The organism is Novosphingobium pokkalii (genome assembly GCF_014652855.1).
GTDB classification, from domain to species: domain Bacteria; phylum Pseudomonadota; class Alphaproteobacteria; order Sphingomonadales; family Sphingomonadaceae; genus Novosphingobium; species Novosphingobium pokkalii.
Genome location: NZ_BMZP01000023.1, coordinates 1 through 19,090 on the forward strand (window position 1 = coordinate 1; position 19,090 = coordinate 19,090).

Genomic DNA, 19,090 nt, shown 5'->3' on the forward strand with positions numbered 1-19,090 from the left:
AAAGACCAATCCAGACAGCAAAACCCGGACAACCTTCCATCCCCGGTTCTCACCGGAAACCCAAGCCGTCCGACCTATCTGGCGACCAACGCAACCACTCGGAGACAACCAAGCAACCGGAAAAACCGGCCTCACCGCGTCGGTGAAGCGGCATATATGGACCACTCCCACAACCGTCAACGACCATTTTTCCACAAGCAGCCCATTGCACTCAAAAAGCCCGATAAAATCGGCGTTTTAGCCGCCAATTTTTCTGCATTTTGCCGCTTTAGCGAGTGTTCCGCAGCGACTCGCATCGGGTCACCCGGCCGAAAATCAGGCTTTCTTGAGTCGCGACGCCAGCGCGCGGCCCCCGCCAATGAGTCGCGACGTGGCCAAGCGTACCCGCGAAGACGAGTCCCGCGCCAGGCCCGCAGGACAGGCGGCGAGCACTTGCCCGAGGGTCAGCGTGCCCGACCGGACACAGGCATCGCCCAGCCGCCACCAAAGCCGGCCATATTCCGCCATGATCCGCGCAAGGTCGTCGACATCCGGCTGTTGCGTCGTCACGAAATGGCGATGCACGACATCGACCAGTTCGCTCACGCGCCGCAGCGTGGCACTATCGCACACCGGCGCGCCGCCGCTGAAATGATGCAGCACCAGTGAAGCCGCGTCCGCCGCATCCTCACCAAACAGAGCCGCATAAGGCTCGGCCAGAACCGCCGCCGCGCTTTGTTCCATGCGCGCGGTATAGCGCTGGGACGCACCGCCGGAATGAATGCGATAGCTGGCCAGCGGCGCGTCGATCCGGGCGATCTGCCCGAAGCGGGCCAGGCGATGGTAGAGATCGAAGTCCTCGGCATAGAGCCGGTCCTCGCGCTCGAACACTTCGAGGCGACGCGCGGCGTCGGCGCGGAACATCACGGAGGACCACACCAGCGGATTGCCCAGTTGCAGGCGCCACGCGATCAGCGCCGGCGTGGTCTGCACCGGCGGCGGCGGCGCACACCGCTGGCTGCCGCGCAACAGATCGACAGCCGAAGCGACAAGAACCACGGAGGGGTGGGCTTCCAGATAGGCATGCTGCGCGGCAAAGCGGGTGGGATGGCACAGGTCGTCCTGATCCAGCCCGACGATGTAGCGCCCCCGCGCCGCCGCAAACGCCATGTTGCGTGCCACCACCGGGCCGCCGTTGCGCGGCGCGGCCATGACCCGCACGCGGGGATCCTGCGCCTGGTGCAGCCGGTCGAGCGTATCGTCGGTGGAGCAGTCGTCCACCACCACCAGTTCGAAATCGCCCAGCGTCTGCGCCAGCACGCTGGCAATCGTCTCCTCGATCAGCACGCCGCCATTATATGCCGCCATCACCACGCTGATCAGCGGCGCCGAACTCATGCCACTGCCTGCCGTATCGCGCCGGGTTCAGCGGGCAGCACGGCATCGACGATCATCTGCCCCACGTTGTTCTGCCACAGCCACAGGCCATTGGCATTGCCCCGAAAACTCGGCTCGCCCCCGAGCGCGCCCCAGGGCACGAAGCCGGCGGCAAGACCGATGCCATAGGCGCCCGGCACCACTTGCCCCGCCGCGTCGCGCAAGCGGCAGTGCCGATCAACCAGCTCGCCGGGTTCCGGTGCGTCGCTGGCCAGCACGATCTGCGCGCCCTGCGCATCAAGCAGCGGCAAGGCGCGCGGGCGATAGCCGGTTGCGCCGATCACCACATCGGCCGCATCAAGCACGGCCCGCGCCTCGGCATCGCCGTGCTGGTCGAGCTGGAACAGGGCCAGGCGCGGTTCGGGCACGCGGCCGCCGACAGCCAGCATGCGCAGCACCAGTTCGCGCGCCTCCAGTCGGAAACCAGCGAGCCGATAGACAAAGCCGCTGACCGGGCAGATGTCGGCATCGCTGAAATCGGTAAAGCCCTCGGCCAGGGCCGCCTCGCGCGACGGGTAGAACGGCCGCAGCGGACGGCGATGCAGCAGAGTGATCGCGCCGGCGCCAAGGGCCAGCGCCGGATCGGCCTTGAGCAGCAGCACCGCCGAAGCAAGCGCGCTGGTCGAGCCGCCCACGATGGCAATCCGCGGGCTGCGCACATCCGTCAACCGCTTGCACAGCGCGTCGAGCCCGCCCAGGCGCAGGAACGAGTCTGACAGCACCAGCCGATCCCCGGCCAAGTCGCCCAGCGCGCCGCCGGCAAGCTTTGCCGCCTGTACCGCCTGCTGGCACTGATAGCCTCCGGTGGCCAGCACGATGTTGCGCGACAGCAGTTCGCGGGTCTGCCCCGCCCCATCGCGCACGGTGGTGCGCCAGCGTCCGTCGCTTTCGCGCCGCGCGTGCAGCGCCGTGTGGCCGGTCAAGATGCTGGCCCCATGCGCCCGCGCCACGTCGCGCAGGCGGTCTCCGGTCACGGCCAGCAGATCGCCGGCATCGACCAGCGGCGCACCCAGGGCGCCGATATGTTGCGCCATGGCGATGCCTGCGGGATGATCGACCAGGGCGGCGAGTTCGGGATGGACGTTGTCCTGCACCGCGCTGAGGAACGTCTCGGCCGTGCTGTCCGAGCGGATGGCATACCCCCCCAGTTCACCCCGCCCCAGCGCGGCGCCCTGCTCCACCACGGCCAGCCCTTCGGTCAGCGCCGCGAGGCGGTTCTGCTTGCTCGCCGCTGTCAACATCGCGGTCCCGGCGGGGCCGCCGCCGATCAGGACGGTTTCGTGCACCGAACAGGCAAGAACCGCCGGTGCAGCGACAGCCCCGTCAGGCGCGAGCAGCGCCAGCGCGTCGACCAGATGGTCCACCACGGTTTCCACGTCGGCCACGGTCATTCCGTCGGTGATCGGCAGCGAGAGAACACGCGCCGCCAGGTTGTCACTCACCGGCACCGGTTCGATCAGGGCGTTGGCCTGGAACCAAGGCTGCATGCCCAGGTGCGGGGCGAAATAGTGGCCGCTGCCGATACCCTTGGCGGCCAGCGCCGCGATCAGGTCTGCCCGGTGCGCCGCCAGCGCAGGGGGCAGCAGCATCGACCAGAACTGTAACGCCTGGCGGCCCTTCGCCATCGGCGCCTGCTCCGCAAAGCCGGCTCCAAGCCGGGGCAGCGCCGCGCGGTAGGCTTGCGCCAGCGTGGCGCGATGGTCGCAGACCACATCGAGTTGGCCAAGCTTGGCCATGGCCAGAACGCCGCCCACTTCGCTCAGCTTGGCATTCATCCCAGGCACTTCCGCCGCCCGCGCGCTGCCGAACCCGAAATTACCCATCTGTCGCAACGCGGCGATCAGATCCTTGTCCCCGCTGTACACCAGCCCCCCTTCGGCCGTGGCAAAGGTCTTGGTCGCGTGCATCGAATAGACCACGGCAAACGGCGCACCGGCCCCGAAATTGAGCCCACGTTCGTCACAGCTGCCAAGCGAGGCCGCCGCATCGATCACCACGGCCACGCCATGGCGCCGTGCCAGCCAGGCATAGCGCTCCAGGTCCAGACTGCGCCCGAACGCAGCATAAGGCACGATCGCGGCGATCCGGTCGCCATGGCGCGCCAGCAATTGCTCTTCGATCAACGGGTCCGATGCCCAGGTGTGGGGATCGACATCATGGATCAGTGGCGTGAGCCCGGCCCAGGCCGCCGCCTGTGCCGTGGCGGCAAAGGTGAAGGCCGGCACCAGCGCGAGCGCACCTGGGCGCAGGCGTCGCCCCGCCGCGTGGCGAATGGCAAGGATCAGGCCAAGCGTGGCGTTGGCCACGGCCAGGCAGTCCCCCTGCCCGCCAAACAGCCGCGCCACCGCCTCCGCCTCGAACGCGCGCACGGCCGGTCCGCCATTGCTGAAAATCCCGCGCGCCTCGATCTCCGCCAATTCGGCAGCCAGGTCGCTGAAACGCGGCGGATTGGGCGCAATAAGCGGTATCGACGGCATGGGCAGGGCATTCCTGGCAACAAGCAACGCGCGCCTGTCTGCCTTGCCATCCCTAACATGCCGTTAGCAATCTGTTAGATTTCAGCCTGTCCCCGTGCGGAACAGTGCGATGCGACGGGCTGCGCCCAATCCTCCTGGCATTGCCGGAAAGGAGTCGATCATCGGGACCATCAAAGGTCATGCATGCGGTCAGGTCAGTCCGGACCGTCGTGCCGATTACAACAGCAAGAAATGGCTAAAATCAGCCATTCTTCGCCGTTTTCCGAGAGGAAAATGGCCGAGCCGGAATCCAATTCTTAATCTAATATATTGTTTAGATACAATATTATTGACCTTCACGAGAAGCAATCCATCAATCGGTCCATCACCATCAAATTCAAAATGGGTTCAATTCCCAAAGCCGGGATCGAGAATGCTTCCCCTTCGCCGAATCACCTCGCGCCTGGGCGGACTTTGATTGGGACAAAGCGGTTGTTCGTGGAAGATCTGATCAACGACCGGCGTTGCCGTTAGCCGTCCTTCCATAAGCCGCAGCCTTGTGCGGTCTCGAACCGCACAAGGCTGCCGGATTTGTCAGCATTGAGAGCGCTGACCTAGATCGCCGGAAAATCCACTTCAGTGCCAGCAACATTGTTGATCAGGTTGGTGAAGAAGTTTTCGGCGACAACGGCCACAATCTCAACGATCTGACCTTCGCTGAAGCCAGCCTGGCGGATGGCTGCGATGTCGTCCGCCGAAACCTTGCCCCGAGCCTCGGCCACCTTGCGGGCAAAGGCTGTAACTGCTGCAGCGTCCGGATCGGCCGAGGTGCCTTGGCGGGCAAGTTCCACTTCCTCTTTGCTCAGCTTGGCGAAAGTCGTGCCGGTGTAGCTGTGCGCCGCATCGCAGTATTCACAGCCGTTCACCGCCGCCACGGCAAGGGCAATGCGCTCGCGGGTCTTGAGATCAAGTGCCTTGCCAAGCCCTTGGTTCAACGCTGCGTGGGCATTGATCACTGCCGGGCTGTTGGACAGGACGCGGAAGAAGTTGGGCACCCGACCCAGCTTGCCGTTGATCGCGCCCAGCGTGGCCTGTGATCCTTCCGGGGCAGCGGCGGTTTCGGGGATGGTGATACGAGACATGGTCTTTCCTTTCGTATTTCAAGAAATTGATCGGGGGGGAATTCAGGCGCCAGTCGGGATCGGATTGTCGACAAGGCTCTGGTTAAAGGCCTCGAACAGGGCGTGTTCATTGGCACCCGGATTGTCGCGCATCGCCTTGATGCCATCGAGGATCACCTCGGGTGCATCGGTAGCCAGCGCCACCAGCGTCTGCTCGATAAAATCGGGCAGAGGCATCGCGCGCGGATCGCCGCTCTTGTAGATCAGGTCGGTATCGACCCATGGCGGTGCGATTTCCTGCACCCGCACCCCGGTGCCGCGCAGCTGGAACCGCTGCGACAGGGCGTAGGAATGCAGCGCGGCCTTGGTGGCGGAATAGATCGCATTGCTGGCGATTGGCACATAGGCCAGAACGCTGCTGGTGTAGAGCACGGTGGCTTCCGCCTTGGTCTTGAGGTGCTCGATCAGGGCGGAGGTTACCCGGATCGGGCCGAGCAAATTGGTGGTGATCAGTTCCTGCGCCAGATTGTCGTTCACCGGCCCGCTTACGTCATCAAACGGCATGAAGCCTGCGTTGTTGAACACGACGTTGAGATCGGGGAAGCGCTGGGTCAATTCGCTCGCCGCGTTCTGGATGCTTTCGAGGCTGGTTACGTCGAGCTGGATCGAGGCCATGCCGGGGTTGGCCGCAGTCACCTCGTCAAGCAGTGCGGTGCGGCGTCCGGAGATGATCACCTGATTGCCCATCTTGTGCAGCGCCTCGGCAAGGCCACGGCCGATGCCGCTGGTGCCGCCAGTGATGAAGATGGTGTTGCCGGTGAGTTTCATGTCGAATTGTCCTTTGATCTGGAGAGGGATGGGAAGGAGGGATCAGGCCGCAACGTGGAAGCGCGGGGCTGAGCGGGTGGAAGAAAGCTGCGGACCGAGCGCGGTGCGGGCAGTCTCGAAGGCGTTCCACAGTTCGATATCGCGCAACGCCGGGATCGTGGCGGTCTCGCCCTGGTCAAGGCCGGCTAGCGCGGCATCGACCATATCCTCGGCATCCATCACGATCTCGCTCGGCAGGTGTTCTATCGGCAGGCCGCCCAATGCCCAGAAGTCGGTGCGGGTGGCGCCGGGCAGCACGGCCTGAGCGCGGATACCCTTGTCGGCCAGTTCGTGGTTCAGCGAGGTGGTGAAGGCCTGCACGAAAGCCTTGGTGCCGCCATAGACGCCGTTGAGCAGTTCGGGGGCGACCGCGACAATCGAGGCGATGTTGATCACCGTGCCGCCGCTGCGCGCCACAAAGCCCGGCACTGCGGCATAGGTCAGGCGCATCAGCGCGGTGACGTTCAGTTGCACCATCGCTGTCATCTTTTCGATGTCGCTTTCCAGCAGCGTCGTGTGCGTGCCGATACCGGCATTGTTGACCAGCGCGGTCACGCTGGCATCCTCGCGCAACACCTTTTCCACGCGGGCGAGGTCAGCGGCATCGCCCAGGTCGGCCGCCAGCACTTCGACCGTGCGGCCGGTCTTGTCCGAGATCTGCGCGGCCAGTGCCTGCAGCTTATCCTTGTTGCGGGCCACGAGGATCAGGTCGTAGCCACGGGCGGCAAGACGGTCGGCATAGATGGCGCCGATGCCGGTCGATGCGCCGGTGATCAGAGCGGTTCCTTTGGAATTGTTGGTCATGGGTAGGCGTCCCTGTGTGTGTGTCAGTGAGAGCGCCCTCGCTCTCGACACAAACCTTATGGACGCGAATCGCCATGTCCGATATGACGTATAAACTACGTTTTTCAGTCATTACCTCGGGAGGCTATATGCCCCACGTTTCCATGGTGCTCTCCCCCGGTTTCCAGTTCCTTGCACTCGGCGTGCAGGCGGCGTTCGAACTGGCTAATGCGGTCGAGGGGGAGGCCTACTACACGCTGTCGATCGCTTCGGTGGAAGGCGGCCCGGTCACCTCTTCCAGCGGCTTTGCCGTCCCCACAGTACCGCTGGCCGAAGTCGGTCAGGTAGACACCCTGCTGTTGCTTGCCGGGCTCACGCCGCCGCCACGACAAGACGAAGCAACACTCGACACGCTGCGTATCATTGCAAGGGAATCTCGCCGTGTGGCAGGGCTATGCACTGGCGCCTTCCTGCTCGGACAAATGGGCTTGCTAGATGGCCGCCGCGCGACAACACACTGGTCCTACGCTCGCCAGATGCGCGAGGATTTCCCGAACGTCCGCATCGAGGATGATCGCATCTTCATCAACGAAGGCGCGGTGTGGACCTCGGCAGGACTGACGGCGGGGCTGGATCTTGCCGTCGCGCTGATCGAGAAAGATCTTGGTCGCGACGCGGCAGGTGCGATTGCCCGCCGCCTTGTCATGCATCATCGCCGAGCCGGTGGGCAGTCACAGCACTCCGAACTGCTCGAACTCGCCCCCAGCAGCGACCGCATCCAGAAGGCGGTGATCTTTGCCAAGGCCCATCTTGCCAATCCGTTGACAGTTGAGGAGCTGGCCGAGGTCGCCGCTCTTTCACCGCGCCAGTTCGCCCGTGCCTTCCGCGCCGAAACCGGCCAGACCCCGGCCAAAGCAGTCGAGCAGATGCGACTGGAAGCCGCGCGCTTGCTGATCGAGGAAACGCGCCACCCGATGGACAGTATCGCGCGCGAGGCGGGCTTCGTCGACATTCGCCGTATGCGTGAGGCGTTCATGCGGCAGTATGGACAGCCACCACAGGCCCTGCGCAGGCTGGCCAAGGCGCCTTAGGTGCAAAATCTGTAGAGGCCGCCAACAATCAGTGCACGTCAGTTGCACTGGCGCCGACCGGATTTTAGACCGCTTTGGGAGCGAACTGCCATTCCGGTGTTCGTCGCACGACGACCGGCTCTGGTCGACTTCAGTCGGTTCAATCTCCACCGATGCTTTCGCCTCCAACGATACAAAAGCGCAGATGCCGTGTGCGAAAAGGGACTGCATAGGCTGGCCCCGGCCCCAAAGTTGGTTACAGTTCAATACACACCGTACGCGACAAATCGCAGCGGCTAAAACTATGAAATAATGTCATAATATTCCAGTTTTTCAACATGGCAGCTTCTCAGTCGAATCTGACTTACCGTGCATCCAGCTTTCTGTGGCAAATCAACTGGTCGAGGAAATATCGGGCTTCCGGCAATCGCCAGTCTCTTGACGCCTAGATGGAACATTAGTAGAACTTACTTGCCTTTCGCAGTGTGTTCCAGGCTCCACTACCATGGAGCCCAGCATGACACGCAATGTTTCCATCCAAACCTACCTGCCCAAGCATGTTGCTGCCTGGTTTCAGGATGAGGCCACCCGTGCCAAGCAGAGCCGCAGCCAGTGGATCGGCGCCATCGTCACCGATCTGTTTCAGGGCCAGGAGTTCCGGGAGGAAGGCCGCAGGAATGTCGAGCATATCAAGCGGCAGTTGACGTTCATTGCCGTGGCGCTCGATGGCCTGCTTCTCGAACATCCGGACAAGTCCCTTCGCGGCCGGGTGCATGAAGCCCACCGGCGCAAGGTAACACCGGCCGATCCGGAGCAGGGCCAATGATCCGGCGCACAGGATCAATGTTGCGCGATGGCGAGCAGCTTGCGCTGCCTTTCGCCAAGCCCGCTGTGACGGAAGCCGCGCTCGAGCCAATCTCCGTCCGGATCGCGGATGCCATTCGGTTGACCGGCATCCGGCGATCCAAGCTCTATGAACTGATCGCTTCAGGTGACCTGGAGACGGTCAAAATCGGGCGGTGCACTCTGGTCCCGGTAGCCAGCCTGCACGCTCTGATCGAGCGCGCGAGGCAAGGGCTGTTATGATGCGCTGTGGCCGAACTTGGGGCGCAGGATGGTCGCGCCGTCGCGCAGCTGATCGATGTAGTCGGACCAGTGCTGCATCATGCGGACGCGCTCCTCCCAGTACTGCCCACGGGCGTAAGCGCGGCGGATCGAGTTGCCGTCCGCGTGGGCAAGTTGGCGCTCGATGGCATCGGGGTTCCAGATGCCCATCTCATTGAGCAAGGTGGCGGCCATGGCGCGAAAGCCGTGACCGGTCATCTGATCCTTGCTGAAACCCAGCCGACGTAATGCGGCGTTGATCGTGTTGTCTGACATCGGGCGGTCAAGAGCGCGTAACGACGGAAACAGGAAGGCGCTGTAGCTGGCGTCGTGTTCGATTTCACCGATGATCGCCAAGGCCTGCCGTGAAAGCGGCACGGCGTGAGGGCGGCGCATTTTCATCTTGTGGTCGGGGATCGTCCAGACTGCCTTGTCGAAATCGAACTCGCTCCATTCCGCCCAGCGCAGCTCGCCAGGGCGGACGAACAGGTGGGGCAGCAGGCGCAGCGCGATCCGGGTCAGGTCGTTGCCGTCGTAGTCCTCGACCGCGCGAAGCAGTCCGCCAGCTTCCGTTGGAGTCGTGATCGCGGCGCGGTGAGTGGTGCGCGGGGTGATGAGCGCGCCGCGCAGGTCAGAGCAGATGTCCCGTTCAGCGCGGGCCGTTGCAATGGCATAGCGGAACACCTGACTGCACGTGCTGCGGATCCGGTTGGCGGTGTCGTACCGCTTCGAGGCTTCGATTTTCTTGAGGACGAGCAGCAATTCGTGGGCGGTGATTTCGGAGATCGGACGTTTGCCCAATGCCGGGTAGGTTTGCGCTAGCAGCCAGCGGGCCTTCTTGAGCGTTATGGCGGCAAGGCCCTCCTTCTCTATCTTCTCAAGCCATTCCTCTGCCACGACCTGAAACGTGTTGGTAGCAGCGATCGATTTGGCGATCTTGTCCAGCTTGGCCTGTTCAAGCGGATCAAGCCCCTTTGCGAGCTTGCGGCGCGCTTCGAGTAGCAGATCGCGTGCATCGCCGAGCAGAATCTCCGGCCAGCGCCCAAACGACAACGTCCGTTGCTGTCCGCCGAAGCGGTAGTTCATCCGCCAGTATCGAATGCCGGTGGTTTTCACGAGCAGGTACAGGCCGTCGCGATCCGACAGCTTGTAATCCTTCTCTCGGGGTCTGGCGTGCTTCACCGCGTTTGCGGTCAGGCCCGTCTTGCGTTTCGCACCGTCCGACATTGATGGACCTCCGCATTCATGCTCGGGGTCCGATCCATCACCTGTACCATCATTGTGCCGGGATGCTGGTGGAACCGTCCGAACTGATGCGGGCAAACATACCAGAAAAAGTGTCGGAAAACAGCCGTTTGGTGGACGCTACCGGATGTCTTCAAACGGAGAAATGGAGGCCCGAGCCGGAATCGAACCGGCGTAAACGGATTTGCAGTCCGGTGCGTCACCACTCCGCCATCGGGCCTCTCGTCGCGTGGCGCCGATCCGGGCCACGGGTGGGAGAGGGGCGGTTAGCCGAGAGTGACGCGCATCGCAACGGGATTCTTTGCCCGCGCCGGGGATTATTCCCGGAACGGAAAATCAGTCTTATGGTTCGGTTTGCGGTGCGCGGCCCTTGAAGCCCTGGGCGATCACGTACCATTCCGAGGAATCCTTGCGGCTCGCTGGCGGCTTGGCATGTTTCACGCTGGTGAAATTGCGCTTGAGGATGGTCAGCAGATCGCCATCAGTGCCGCCAGCAAAGACCTTGGCGACGAAGGCACCGCCCGGGGCCAGGGTGTTGATGGCAAAGTCCACCGCCGTTTCCACCAGGCCCATGGTGCGCAAATGGTCGGTCTGCTTGTGTCCCACGGTGTTGGCCGCCATGTCGGACAGCACCAGGTCGGGCTGCCCGTCGAGCGCGCCTTCCAGCGCGGCGGGGGCTTCGTCGGCCATGAAGTCCATCTCGAAGATGGTCACGCCCTCGATCGGTTCGGTCGGCAGCAGATCGATCCCCACCACGCGCGCGGACGGGGATTTCTTGCGCACCACCTGGCTCCAGCCGCCCGGCGCGATGCCGAGGTCGACCACGCGCTGGCGGCCCTTGAGCAGGGCAAAGCGCTCGTCGAGTTCGATCAGCTTGAACGCGGCACGGCTGCGCCAGCCTTCGGCCTTGGCCTGCTTCACATAAGGATCGTTGATCTGGCGCGAAAGCCAGCGCGCCGAAGATGCGGTACGCTTCTTGGCGGTCTTGAGCCGCTCGTGCGGATCTTTGCCGGAACGGCTCATTGGGGTGCTCCGCTGTTGAGTTGGCGCAAGGCTTCACGGCTACGCACGGCATCGCCGCCGGTGGCCATGAGCGAGCGCAGGATGCCTTCGCGAATGCCGCGGTCGGCAATGCCCAGCCGATCGGCCGGCCAGATATCGAAAATGGTTTCCAGGATGGCGCAGCCGGCCACCACCAGGTCGGACCGCTCGCGCCCGATGCAGGGCACGGCAATGCGCTCGGCCGGGGACAGGTGCGCCAGGCGCTGGCTGATCGCGCGCATCGCTTCCGTCGGCACGATCAGGCCGTCCACCGCGCGACGATCATATTGCGGCAGGCCCAGGTGCAGGCTGGCCAGCGTGGTCACCGTGCCGCTGGTGCCGAGCAGGCGGATCGCCCCTTCGGCCAGGGCACGGGCACGGGTTGGCGCGATCCGCTCGATGAACGGCGCAAAGCCTTCGGCCACGCGCGCACGCATCTCGGCATAGGCGGCCGCGCGCGCCTGCGGACTGTCGGCAATCGGACCGACGCCTTCGGTCAGGGAGACCACGCCCCAGGGCACGCTTTGCCAATCGAGGATGCGCGGCACCGGATCGGCCGGATCGACCAGCACCATCTCGGTCGATCCCCCGCCGATGTCGAAGATCATCGCCGGCCCGTCGCCATGCTCGAGCAGGATATGGCAGCCCAGCACGGCCAGCCGCGCCTCTTCCTGGGCGGTGATGATGTTCAGCCGGATGCCGGTTTCGCGATGCACCCGCTCAATGAACTCGGCGCCGTTGCTGGCGCGGCGGCACGCTTCGGTCGCCACCGAGCGCGCAAGGTGGACGTTGCGCTTGCGCAGCTTTTCCGCGCAGACATGCAACGCGGCCAGCGCGCGATCCATCGCCGCGTCAGACAGGCGGCCCGATTGCGCCAGCCCCTCGCCCAGCCGCACCACGCGGCTGAACGCATCGATCACCACGAAATGGGCGCCCGCCGGCCGCGCGATCAGCAGGCGGCAATTGTTGGTGCCAAGGTCGATGGCGGCATAGGCCTGGCGGTGGAACGGCACCGGCTTTTGCCACGCACGCGCGCCCGGCAGGCCAAGCCCGGCAGTGCCGTTGGCGGCAAAGATCGCTTCGGGCGCGATCAGCGCATCGGTCTTGGCGATGGGGTCGGCGGCGCTGTCGACAAGGGGTTGCGCCGGCGGCGCGGCAACGCGCGACGATGACGCACTGGCAATGGCAGGTGCCCCCTTGCCCTTGCGCGCCGCCGATCGGTTGCGCCCCTTGGCACGCGCTTTGCCCTTGGCTGGTGCAGCGCCCTTCGCCGTGGTGTGGCCGGCCGGCGAGGCGGTGGGCGGCTGTCCGGCGGCATCGGGCACGGGTGCGGCCTTGCGCGGCCCTCGCTGCCTGTTCCTTCCGCCGGATCGCGGCCCTCGCCCCCTGGCCGGCGGAGTGGATTCCGCCATGATACACATTCGCTTATGTTTTCCCGCTGGCATCGGTGCCGGTCGGGTACTTGACCGTCACCGTAGCGTCATGGCGCCCGCGCGGCAAGGTTCGCCCCGGAACGCGCCATCCGATGCCGCCACGGACCTGCGAAAAAGTGGGTTGACGCTCTGAAACGCCCCGACTAGAGGGGCGCCTCCCGATGCCCCGTCGTCTAAAGGTAAGACTACGGACTCTGACTCCGTCAATCGAGGTTCGAATCCTCGCGGGGCATCCAAATCCCTGAAATCGTTGTTTTATGTCGCGCTACTGCTTCTGGCTTTTTGACCAGTCGCATGCGCAGGCATGATGTGTGTCCGGCGTGACCAGAACGGCATCGTGCCAGGTACCCCGCCGTCAGCGGCCATCCCCGTCGCGCCGGTATGATTCTTTTCATGCTTTGCAGTGCATGGTCTTGGTTGCGAAGAATTTCAGCGATCTGGGGAGAATGCAGTTGCGTGCGTCGCGTGCGTTTCGCTGGTTTGCGGAAATCGGGGATGATCCGGCCCTGGCCGTTTCGCAGGCGACAAACCTGCAACGCCAGGTTCCCTTGCTCTATGGCCTGTTGCTGATCAACTCCTTCGCCGTTGCCATCACCCATCGCAACCAGGCGCCGTCGGTGCTCACCGTCAGCGTGCCCGCCGCGCTGTTTATCATCACTTTCATCCGCATGGTCCACTGGCTGCGCCAGGCACGCAAGGGCGTGCCCACGCCGCAACAGGCGCGACGGCAACTGCGCGCGATCACCGCCGTGTCCGGGCCGGTGGCACTGGCCTATGTCGGCTGGTCGCTGGCCCTGGCGCCTTATGGCGGGCCGTTCGAGCAGGCCCACGTCGGTCTCTATATCTCCACCACGGTGATCGGCTGCATCTTCTGCCTGATCGTTCTGCCCCAGGCTGCCATGCTGGTGGCCATGACAGTGCTGCCAGCCTTCATCATCATGTGCCTGGCCCGCCAGCAGTTGATCTTCGTGACCGTGGGCATCAACGTGGCGCTGGTCCTGGCCGTGTTGCTGCGGGTGCTGTTCAACAGCTTTGCCTATTTCCGCAACCAGGTGCTGGCCGGCACGCTGCTGGCCGCCCAGCACGAGGAATTGCAGCGGCTGAACGAGGAAAACCGTCGTCTTGCGCTGACCGACGCACTCACCGGCCTGGCCAACCGCCGCAAGTTCCATGCCGATCTCGATGCGTGGACCACCACCCATGCCGGCACGCCGTTCGCGGTGGGCGTGCTCGATCTCGATCGGTTCAAGCCGATCAACGACACCTATGGCCATCACGTGGGCGATCGCCTGCTGGCCGAGATCGGCACCCGGCTGCGCCTGGCCGCCGGGCCATCAGCGCAGGTCTATCGCCTGGGCGGCGACGAATTCGGCTTGATCGATCCCGACGTGGCCGGCTTTTCCCGCACCTGCGAACGGCTGCTGCAACAGATCCAGGCGCCCTTGGCAGTGGGCGAGATCGTGCTGCACGTGGGCGGATCGCTGGGCGTGGCGCATTGCCCGGAGGCCGGCACCAAGGCCGCCGACCTGTTCGACCGCGCCGATTATGCGCTCTACCACGCCAAGCACAACAACGGCGGCGGCGTCTGCGTGTTCACCGCGGCGCTCGAAACCGCCGTGCGCGCCGACCGCGCGATAGAACTGGCGCTCCAGGGCAGCACGCTGGAAGACGAACTGGACATCGTGCTGCAACCCATCGTCGAACTCGACAGCGGCCGGATGAGCGCGGTGGAAGTGCTGGTACGATGGAACAGCCCGGTGCTGGGCGATGTTTCCGCCACCGAATTCATCGCCGTGGCCGAACGCTCCACCGCGATCCACAGCATTACCCGAGCGGTGATCCGCAAGGGCTTGCAGGCCGCGCTGCAACTGCCGGACATGGTGGCCATCTCGTTCAACATCTCGGCCTGCGACCTCACCTCGGCGACCACGCTCGCCTTCATCCGGCGCGAGATCGAGCGCACCGGCATCAACCCCAGCCGGATCTGGCTGGAAGTGACCGAAACTGCCGTCATGGCCAATGCCGAGGTGGCGGCCGAAGCCTTGCAGGCATTTCGCGATATCGGCGTACGAGTCGCGCTCGATGATTTCGGCACCGGCTATTCCAGTCTCGGCTACGTCCAGCGCCTGCCGCTCGACAAGGTGAAGATCGACCGCAGCTTCGTGACCGCGATCGACCAGCCCGGTGGCGACACCATCGCCCGCGCCATCATCACGTTCTGCCACACGATCGGGCTGCGCTGCGTGGCCGAGGGGGTGGAGACCGCGCGGCAGCGCTCGATGCTCGTGGAAGCAGGCTGCAAGCACGCCCAGGGCTATCTGTTCAGCCGGCCGCTGGCGGTTGAGGATCTGCTGTCGCTCCATGCGCAGTGGGAACAGCACCCGTGGCGTGTCGATTCGCCGCAGCGGGGCGCCGCCTGAACGCGCCGGCCGCAGACAAACCAGGCGCAGTAACGGATTTCAGAAGGGAAGCGCGCGTCCCGCACAGATCAGCGCCGCAGCGCAACCCAGCACCGGCACACTGGCCAGCGCCTGCCGCGCGCGGACGGGCCAGCGCGACAGTACCACGGGCTCGTCGCCCAACAGGCCCCTGCCTGCAAACAGGCGGCCGGAAACGGTCTGAGCGGAAAGAAGCAGGGCACGGGCCATGCTCCCTTCATGGTCCGGGAGGAATTAACGCGCCGTAAAGATGGGCCCCCGGCTCACGCCCGAATTACGCCGGTCCGGTCTGCAACCATTCCCACAGCGCGGCCAGGCAATCGCGTGCTAGCAGCTTGCTGCGTTCCGCGCTCCAGCCATGGACCGGGTCGGGGAGGTCGGCATTGTCCTTGAACGGCATTTCCAGCGTCATCGCCACGGCGCCAAAGCGCTCCGCGACCTGGTTGGTCGACATGGCCAGGTTGCCCTGGCCCGGCCGGCTTTCGGGATAGCCACGGCGCACCTGGAAATCGGGAGTGCGCCGATCCAGGATCGCGCGATAGCGCTGATAGCCGGCAAGTTGCTCGGGCGTGAGGCCCGGAATGCCTTCGAACCCGGCCAGGAACACGGCGGGAATCGCCTCGTCCCCGTGCACATCGATGGCAAAGTCTACGCCGGTCTCATCCATCGCATTGCGGATCGCCAGCACTTCGGGCGAACGCTCCGTGCTCGGTTCGTGCCATTCGCGGTTGAGGTTGACGCCCACCGCGTTGGTGCGCAGGTGCCCGCGCGCGCTGCCATCGGGATTGCAATTGGGCACGATGTGGAACGTGCAGGCCTGGCGCAGTGCGCGGCCATGGGGATCGGCCGGATCGGTCAGCATCTCCAGCGCGCCTTCCATCCACCACTCGGCCATGGTCTCGCCCGGATGCTGGCGGGCATAGAGCCACACCTGGCGCGCGCCGGTGCCCAACGTCAGGCAATCGATCGAGCGCCCGTCAAGCGTCAGGCCGAGCACACGGTGTGCGACGCCCGGGCTGGCTGCCGCTTCGCTCACAAGGTCGTTGTGCCGCTCCAGCGAATAGGGTGCGAAATAGGCGAACCACACCTGGTCGCCCTCGGGCCGGTGGCGGATGTGCAGCGTGCCGCCATCGCGCCCACGATCGAAATCCGATGCGGCGCGGGTCCATTCCTGGCGATCTTCGGAAACGCAGGCGGAATAGCCGGGCCAGCCATCGGGATAGGCCGAAGTGTTCAGGCCGGTGATCGCCAGGTCCAGTTCGCGCCCGGCCACGCCGCTGACGCGGAAATGAAACCACTGCGCGAATTCGGACTGGTTGTCGCGGCGGATGGCCAGCGTGGCGCGGGCGCCATCGACGGCCAGCACCTCGATATTGCCGGCGTCGAACGCGGCGTTGATCAGGATCGGGGCGGCGGGGGAGGAATCTTGCGTCATTTGACCGAGATAGTATCGCCAGACTTGCCGGGGAAGCCCGCAAACAGCGCGCGAGCCATGCGCGGTGCCAGAACATCGGCCGAGGCGGCCGCCGAACCGCTCTTTTCGGCATTTTCCGCCCGCCCTTCCCACAAGGGCTGGCCCGTGGCGCGATCGCGCAGGATCACGCGCAACCAGGTGGCATCCACCCGGCGCGGACCACCGCCGATGTTGAAGCCCAGCCCCATGCCCAGGCTGCTGTGCCGGCCGCCGGTGGCGCCACCCAGCCCCAGGCTGACCGGGCCATTGCCGCCGCCGCGCTCCTGCGTCTGGCGCTGCACGTCCACTTCGGCCACCACGTCCGCCGCGCCGGGCGTGGCCGCGCCCAGGCCCAACCCGGCCAGTTCGCGCTGCACCGCCAGCAGCCAGGGCTGGTCCGCCAGGCTTTGCGGATCGGCCGCAGCACCACCACTCACCGAAACCACCGCCGCCGCGCCATGCCCCAGCCGGGTCACCGTATCGGGCGTGGCAAAGCGAGTCACCTGCACGGGCGCGGCCAGGACGGTGCCTGGAACCGCCGCAGAGGCAAGCAGGGGCGCGGCAGTCAGCATGGCAAAGGCAAAGTGGCGCATGGCGTGTGCATCCTCTGAAACCTGCCCGCGCAATGCGAAACAGTGTGTATCGAGATAGGGATGCCGCGGCGCCCGCTCAAGAGCAGGGGTGCCTGCGATCAGGGCGTGGCGTCGGCCGGAGCATTGAGAGCGGCGTTGGGAGCCCCGCTGGCATCGGCCACGACCACCTGGCCTTCGGGGAACCGGGCGAACAGCGCCTTGGCCAGCCGCGCGGCCATCTTGCCGTCGTCCAGCCCACCCTCGCCTTCGCGCGCCATGCCTTCGGCGTGGCCTTCCCACAACACGCGGCTACTGGCCTTGTCGCGAATCCGCACGTCCATGCGCGTGGACACGATCGCCTTGGCCGGCTTGGTGAAATCCAGCGCCACGCCCAGCGACACGGCCGAGCCGCGGTTGCTCACCGTGGTGCTCATCGCGCCGCTGACCGGGGAGCGCTTCTGCTCTTCGGGCACAACCACCTGGTGGCTGACCGCCACTTGCGCAATCTGGCCGGCATCGCTCACCGTCTGGGTATCATAGCCATGGCCCACCAGCGCATCGACCACCGCCGCTTCATAGACCGGCAGCTTGTCGGGCGAAGGCTCGTCAGCGCCCTGCTCCAGGTCTTCGGCCGGCGCATCGACGCCCGCCACCACGATCTTGCCTTTGCCCAGCAGGGCCAGGGCATCGGCGCTGCGGTAAGAGGTCACGTCGATCCGGCTCGACGGTTCGGCCGCACCCGCACCGCGACGCGGCCCGTCATAACCGCCCCAACCAGGGCCGCCCCAACCGGGACCATATCCACCACCCCAGCCGCCCCAGGCCTGGGCCTGCGCCGCCGGGGCCAGTGCGATGCCGGCAGCAAGGGCCAGAAGAGACAAAGAAAAGCGGGCGCGCGCGCGGCGGAACATGGCAGGGGATCCCATCAACAAGGCCACGGCGATGCCCGAAGGCGGCTGTCGCGCGGCTGAACCATCTGTTTTAACGCGGCCGCGCTGCAAACCCTGCGAGCATGGGCCAGTTTATCGCCCGCTGCAAGGATTGGTCCAACAACGAAGCTCACCCCAAGGTTGACTTTCCACAGGGCGCCCACTAACGGCGCACCTTCAGTTTCGCGCCCGGGTCGGATTCGGGCAAAGGGAATAGCCATGAAGATTCGCAACAGCCTGAAGTCGCTCAAGGACCGTCACCGGGACAACCGCGTGATCCGCCGTCGTGGCCGGACCTACGTGATCAACAAGACCCAGCGTCGTTTCAAGGCGCGCCAGGGCTGATCAGCCCGTCGCGCGCATGCGCCGTGCCTCTTGCAGGCAAGGCGTAACGCTGCTTCCAGCCCGCTTCCCGGCCCGGCCACCGCACCTCGTGCGGCTCCGGTCCGGGAAGCGGGCTGGTCTCGTTTGTGCTGCCTGCGCGATCCTGCGCTGATCGCCCTGCCCAAAGGTTCCGCCCGATGACTCGCGCTTCAACCCCGCCCACTGTCGTCGTCTGGGACGTGGGCCGCGTGCTGGTGGAATGGGATCTCGGGCTGATCTACCGCCAGGCGATTCCCGACGCGGCGCAGCGCGCCCGCTTCGTGGCCGAGGTGGTGAGCGAGGAATGGCACGGCCAGCATGACGCCGGCGTGCCCTGGACCACCATGGTCGCGGCGCGCAGCGCGGAATTTCCCGAACATGCCGATCTGATCGCGCGCTATGCCAGCCACTGGCTGGACAGCATCCCCGGCCCGGTGGCCGGCACCCATGATCTGGTCGGCCGCCTGGCCGCGCGCGGCGTGCCGCAATATGCGATCACCAATTTCGGCGTCGATGCCTGGGCGCTGTTCCGCCCCACTTTCCCGATTCTCGATCATTGCCAGGACATCGTGGTGTCCGGCGCGGAACGGCTGATCAAGCCCGACCCGGCCATTTTCGAACTGGCCGCGGGCCGATTCGGCCATGCGCCGGAAACGATGCTGTTCATCGACGACAACGCCGCCAACATCGCCACGGCGCGCGCGCTCGGTTGGCACACTCACCACTTCGCAAACGGCGCGGCGGCTCTGGAAGCAGACCTGAAGGCCCACGGCTTGCTGTAAAGCGGCCTGCGCCGCCG

At 65.2% G+C, this 19,090-nt stretch carries 18 protein-coding genes and 2 tRNA genes; 7 read left to right on the plus strand and 13 right to left on the minus strand.

Translation table 11 applies throughout. The features are described from left to right. Nucleotides 1-315: 315 nt before the first annotated feature. From IE191_RS18345 to IE191_RS18365, 5 genes are all read right to left on the minus strand, one after another. Complete coding sequence (locus tag IE191_RS18345) at nt 316-1,377, minus strand: glycosyltransferase family 2 protein (RefSeq protein WP_191325834.1); 1,062 nt, start codon at nt 1,375-1,377, stop codon at nt 316-318. Then, nucleotides 1,374-3,893, minus strand: coding sequence for a DegT/DnrJ/EryC1/StrS family aminotransferase (locus tag IE191_RS18350; RefSeq protein WP_191325835.1), 2,520 nt, complete (start codon nt 3,891-3,893; stop codon nt 1,374-1,376). Before IE191_RS18350 ends, IE191_RS18345 begins: the two co-directional genes overlap by 4 nt. 593 nt (nt 3,894-4,486) lie before the next feature. After that, nucleotides 4,487-5,014: a carboxymuconolactone decarboxylase family protein gene (locus IE191_RS18355; protein ID WP_191325836.1), complete on the minus strand. Its 528-nt coding sequence runs from the start codon at nt 5,012-5,014 to the stop codon at nt 4,487-4,489. 42 nt (nt 5,015-5,056) lie between these two features. After that, nucleotides 5,057-5,821 carry an SDR family oxidoreductase gene (locus tag IE191_RS18360; protein ID WP_191325837.1) on the minus strand — a complete coding sequence of 255 codons (765 nt, stop codon included), beginning with the start codon at nt 5,819-5,821 and terminating at the stop codon, nt 5,057-5,059. Between the two features lie 42 nt (nt 5,822-5,863). Next, nucleotides 5,864-6,664, minus strand: a complete 801-nt coding sequence (locus tag IE191_RS18365) for an SDR family NAD(P)-dependent oxidoreductase (RefSeq protein ID WP_191325838.1) — start codon at nt 6,662-6,664, stop codon at nt 5,864-5,866. Nucleotides 6,665-6,738: 74 nt separating this feature from the next. On the opposite strand from IE191_RS18365, the gene IE191_RS18370 reads away from it, so the two are divergent. From IE191_RS18370 to IE191_RS18380, 3 genes are all read left to right on the plus strand, one after another. Further along, nucleotides 6,739-7,734: a GlxA family transcriptional regulator gene (locus IE191_RS18370; RefSeq protein ID WP_229815625.1), complete on the plus strand. Its 996-nt coding sequence runs from the start codon at nt 6,739-6,741 to the stop codon at nt 7,732-7,734. Between the two features lie 496 nt (nt 7,735-8,230). Beyond that, nucleotides 8,231-8,539 carry a hypothetical protein gene (locus IE191_RS18375; protein WP_191325839.1) on the plus strand — a complete coding sequence of 103 codons (309 nt, stop codon included), beginning with the start codon at nt 8,231-8,233 and terminating at the stop codon, nt 8,537-8,539. Further along, nucleotides 8,536-8,799 (plus strand): helix-turn-helix domain-containing protein, encoded by a 264-nt coding sequence (locus tag IE191_RS18380; protein WP_308432944.1) that lies wholly within the window; start codon nt 8,536-8,538, stop codon nt 8,797-8,799. Before IE191_RS18375 ends, IE191_RS18380 begins: the two co-directional genes overlap by 4 nt. Here IE191_RS18380 and IE191_RS18385 read toward each other — a convergent pair. The 4 genes from IE191_RS18385 to IE191_RS18400 form a co-directional block, all read right to left on the minus strand. Further along, nucleotides 8,794-10,044, minus strand: coding sequence for a tyrosine-type recombinase/integrase (locus IE191_RS18385; RefSeq protein WP_191325840.1), 1,251 nt, complete (start codon nt 10,042-10,044; stop codon nt 8,794-8,796). The two genes, IE191_RS18380 and IE191_RS18385, sit on opposite strands and share 6 nt — an antisense overlap. Before the next feature lie 164 nt (nt 10,045-10,208). Then, a tRNA-Cys gene (locus IE191_RS18390) sits at nt 10,209-10,282 on the minus strand. Between the two features lie 122 nt (nt 10,283-10,404). Beyond that, on the minus strand, nt 10,405-11,085 hold the full coding sequence (locus IE191_RS18395; protein ID WP_191325841.1) for an RlmE family RNA methyltransferase: 681 nt from the start codon (nt 11,083-11,085) through the stop codon (nt 10,405-10,407). Then, a complete protein-coding gene (locus tag IE191_RS18400) occupies nt 11,082-12,428 on the minus strand; it encodes a Ppx/GppA phosphatase family protein (protein WP_308432945.1) in 1,347 nt (448 codons plus the stop codon). The genes IE191_RS18395 and IE191_RS18400 overlap by 4 nt, the downstream gene beginning before the upstream one ends. A 270-nt stretch (nt 12,429-12,698) precedes the next feature. Here IE191_RS18400 and IE191_RS18405 point away from each other — a divergent pair. After that, nucleotides 12,699-12,772, plus strand: a tRNA-Gln gene (locus IE191_RS18405). A 216-nt stretch (nt 12,773-12,988) separates the two neighbouring features. Further along, nucleotides 12,989-14,956, plus strand: a complete 1,968-nt coding sequence (locus IE191_RS18410) for a putative bifunctional diguanylate cyclase/phosphodiesterase (protein ID WP_191325842.1) — start codon at nt 12,989-12,991, stop codon at nt 14,954-14,956. A 39-nt stretch (nt 14,957-14,995) separates the two neighbouring features. Here IE191_RS18410 and IE191_RS18415 read toward each other — a convergent pair whose 3' ends face one another. From IE191_RS18415 to IE191_RS18430, 4 genes are all read right to left on the minus strand, one after another. Beyond that, nucleotides 14,996-15,184 carry a hypothetical protein gene (locus IE191_RS18415; protein WP_191325843.1) on the minus strand — a complete coding sequence of 63 codons (189 nt, stop codon included), beginning with the start codon at nt 15,182-15,184 and terminating at the stop codon, nt 14,996-14,998. 64 nt (nt 15,185-15,248) lie between these two features. Next, nucleotides 15,249-16,409, minus strand: coding sequence for a M14 family metallopeptidase (locus IE191_RS18420; protein ID WP_191325844.1), 1,161 nt, complete (start codon nt 16,407-16,409; stop codon nt 15,249-15,251). After that, nucleotides 16,406-17,020, minus strand: coding sequence for a DUF4136 domain-containing protein (locus IE191_RS18425; protein WP_191325845.1), 615 nt, complete (start codon nt 17,018-17,020; stop codon nt 16,406-16,408). Before IE191_RS18425 ends, IE191_RS18420 begins: the two co-directional genes overlap by 4 nt. A 98-nt stretch (nt 17,021-17,118) precedes the next feature. After that, on the minus strand, nt 17,119-17,880 hold the full coding sequence (locus IE191_RS18430; protein ID WP_229815626.1) for a DUF4136 domain-containing protein: 762 nt from the start codon (nt 17,878-17,880) through the stop codon (nt 17,119-17,121). 267 nt (nt 17,881-18,147) lie between these two features. Here IE191_RS18430 and ykgO point away from each other — a divergent pair, with 267 nt between their 5' ends. After that, entirely contained in the window at nt 18,148-18,273 is a 126-nt protein-coding gene (gene ykgO, locus IE191_RS18435; protein ID WP_008069451.1) for a type B 50S ribosomal protein L36, read from the plus strand. A 176-nt stretch (nt 18,274-18,449) separates the two neighbouring features. Further along, on the plus strand, nt 18,450-19,073 hold the full coding sequence (locus tag IE191_RS18440; RefSeq protein WP_191325846.1) for an HAD family hydrolase: 624 nt from the start codon (nt 18,450-18,452) through the stop codon (nt 19,071-19,073). The last annotated feature ends 17 nt before the right edge of the window (nt 19,074-19,090 follow it).

Excerpts from the sequence above, each read along its gene's own strand:
- IE191_RS18345 (WP_191325834.1), bottom strand. The coding sequence starts at position 1,377 with ATGAGTTCGGCGCCGCTGATCAGCGTGGTGATGGCGGCATATAATGGC.
- IE191_RS18350 (WP_191325835.1), bottom strand. The coding sequence starts at position 3,893 with ATGCCGTCGATACCGCTTATTGCGCCCAATCCGCCGCGTTTCAGCGAC.
- IE191_RS18355 (WP_191325836.1), bottom strand. The coding sequence starts at position 5,014 with ATGTCTCGTATCACCATCCCCGAAACCGCCGCTGCCCCGGAAGGATCA.
- IE191_RS18360 (WP_191325837.1), bottom strand. The coding sequence starts at position 5,821 with ATGAAACTCACCGGCAACACCATCTTCATCACTGGCGGCACCAGCGGC.
- IE191_RS18365 (WP_191325838.1), bottom strand. The coding sequence starts at position 6,664 with ATGACCAACAATTCCAAAGGAACCGCTCTGATCACCGGCGCATCGACC.
- IE191_RS18370 (WP_229815625.1), top strand. The coding sequence starts at position 6,739 with ATGTCCGATATGACGTATAAACTACGTTTTTCAGTCATTACCTCGGGA.
- IE191_RS18375 (WP_191325839.1), top strand. The coding sequence starts at position 8,231 with ATGACACGCAATGTTTCCATCCAAACCTACCTGCCCAAGCATGTTGCT.
- IE191_RS18380 (WP_308432944.1), top strand. The coding sequence starts at position 8,536 with ATGATCCGGCGCACAGGATCAATGTTGCGCGATGGCGAGCAGCTTGCG.
- IE191_RS18385 (WP_191325840.1), bottom strand. The coding sequence starts at position 10,044 with ATGTCGGACGGTGCGAAACGCAAGACGGGCCTGACCGCAAACGCGGTG.
- IE191_RS18395 (WP_191325841.1), bottom strand. The coding sequence starts at position 11,085 with ATGAGCCGTTCCGGCAAAGATCCGCACGAGCGGCTCAAGACCGCCAAG.
- IE191_RS18415 (WP_191325843.1), bottom strand. The coding sequence starts at position 15,184 with ATGGCCCGTGCCCTGCTTCTTTCCGCTCAGACCGTTTCCGGCCGCCTG.
- IE191_RS18420 (WP_191325844.1), bottom strand. The coding sequence starts at position 16,409 with ATGACGCAAGATTCCTCCCCCGCCGCCCCGATCCTGATCAACGCCGCG.
- IE191_RS18425 (WP_191325845.1), bottom strand. The coding sequence starts at position 17,020 with ATGCGCCACTTTGCCTTTGCCATGCTGACTGCCGCGCCCCTGCTTGCC.
- ykgO (WP_008069451.1), top strand. The coding sequence starts at position 18,148 with ATGAAGATTCGCAACAGCCTGAAGTCGCTCAAGGACCGTCACCGGGAC.
- IE191_RS18440 (WP_191325846.1), top strand. The coding sequence starts at position 18,450 with ATGACTCGCGCTTCAACCCCGCCCACTGTCGTCGTCTGGGACGTGGGC.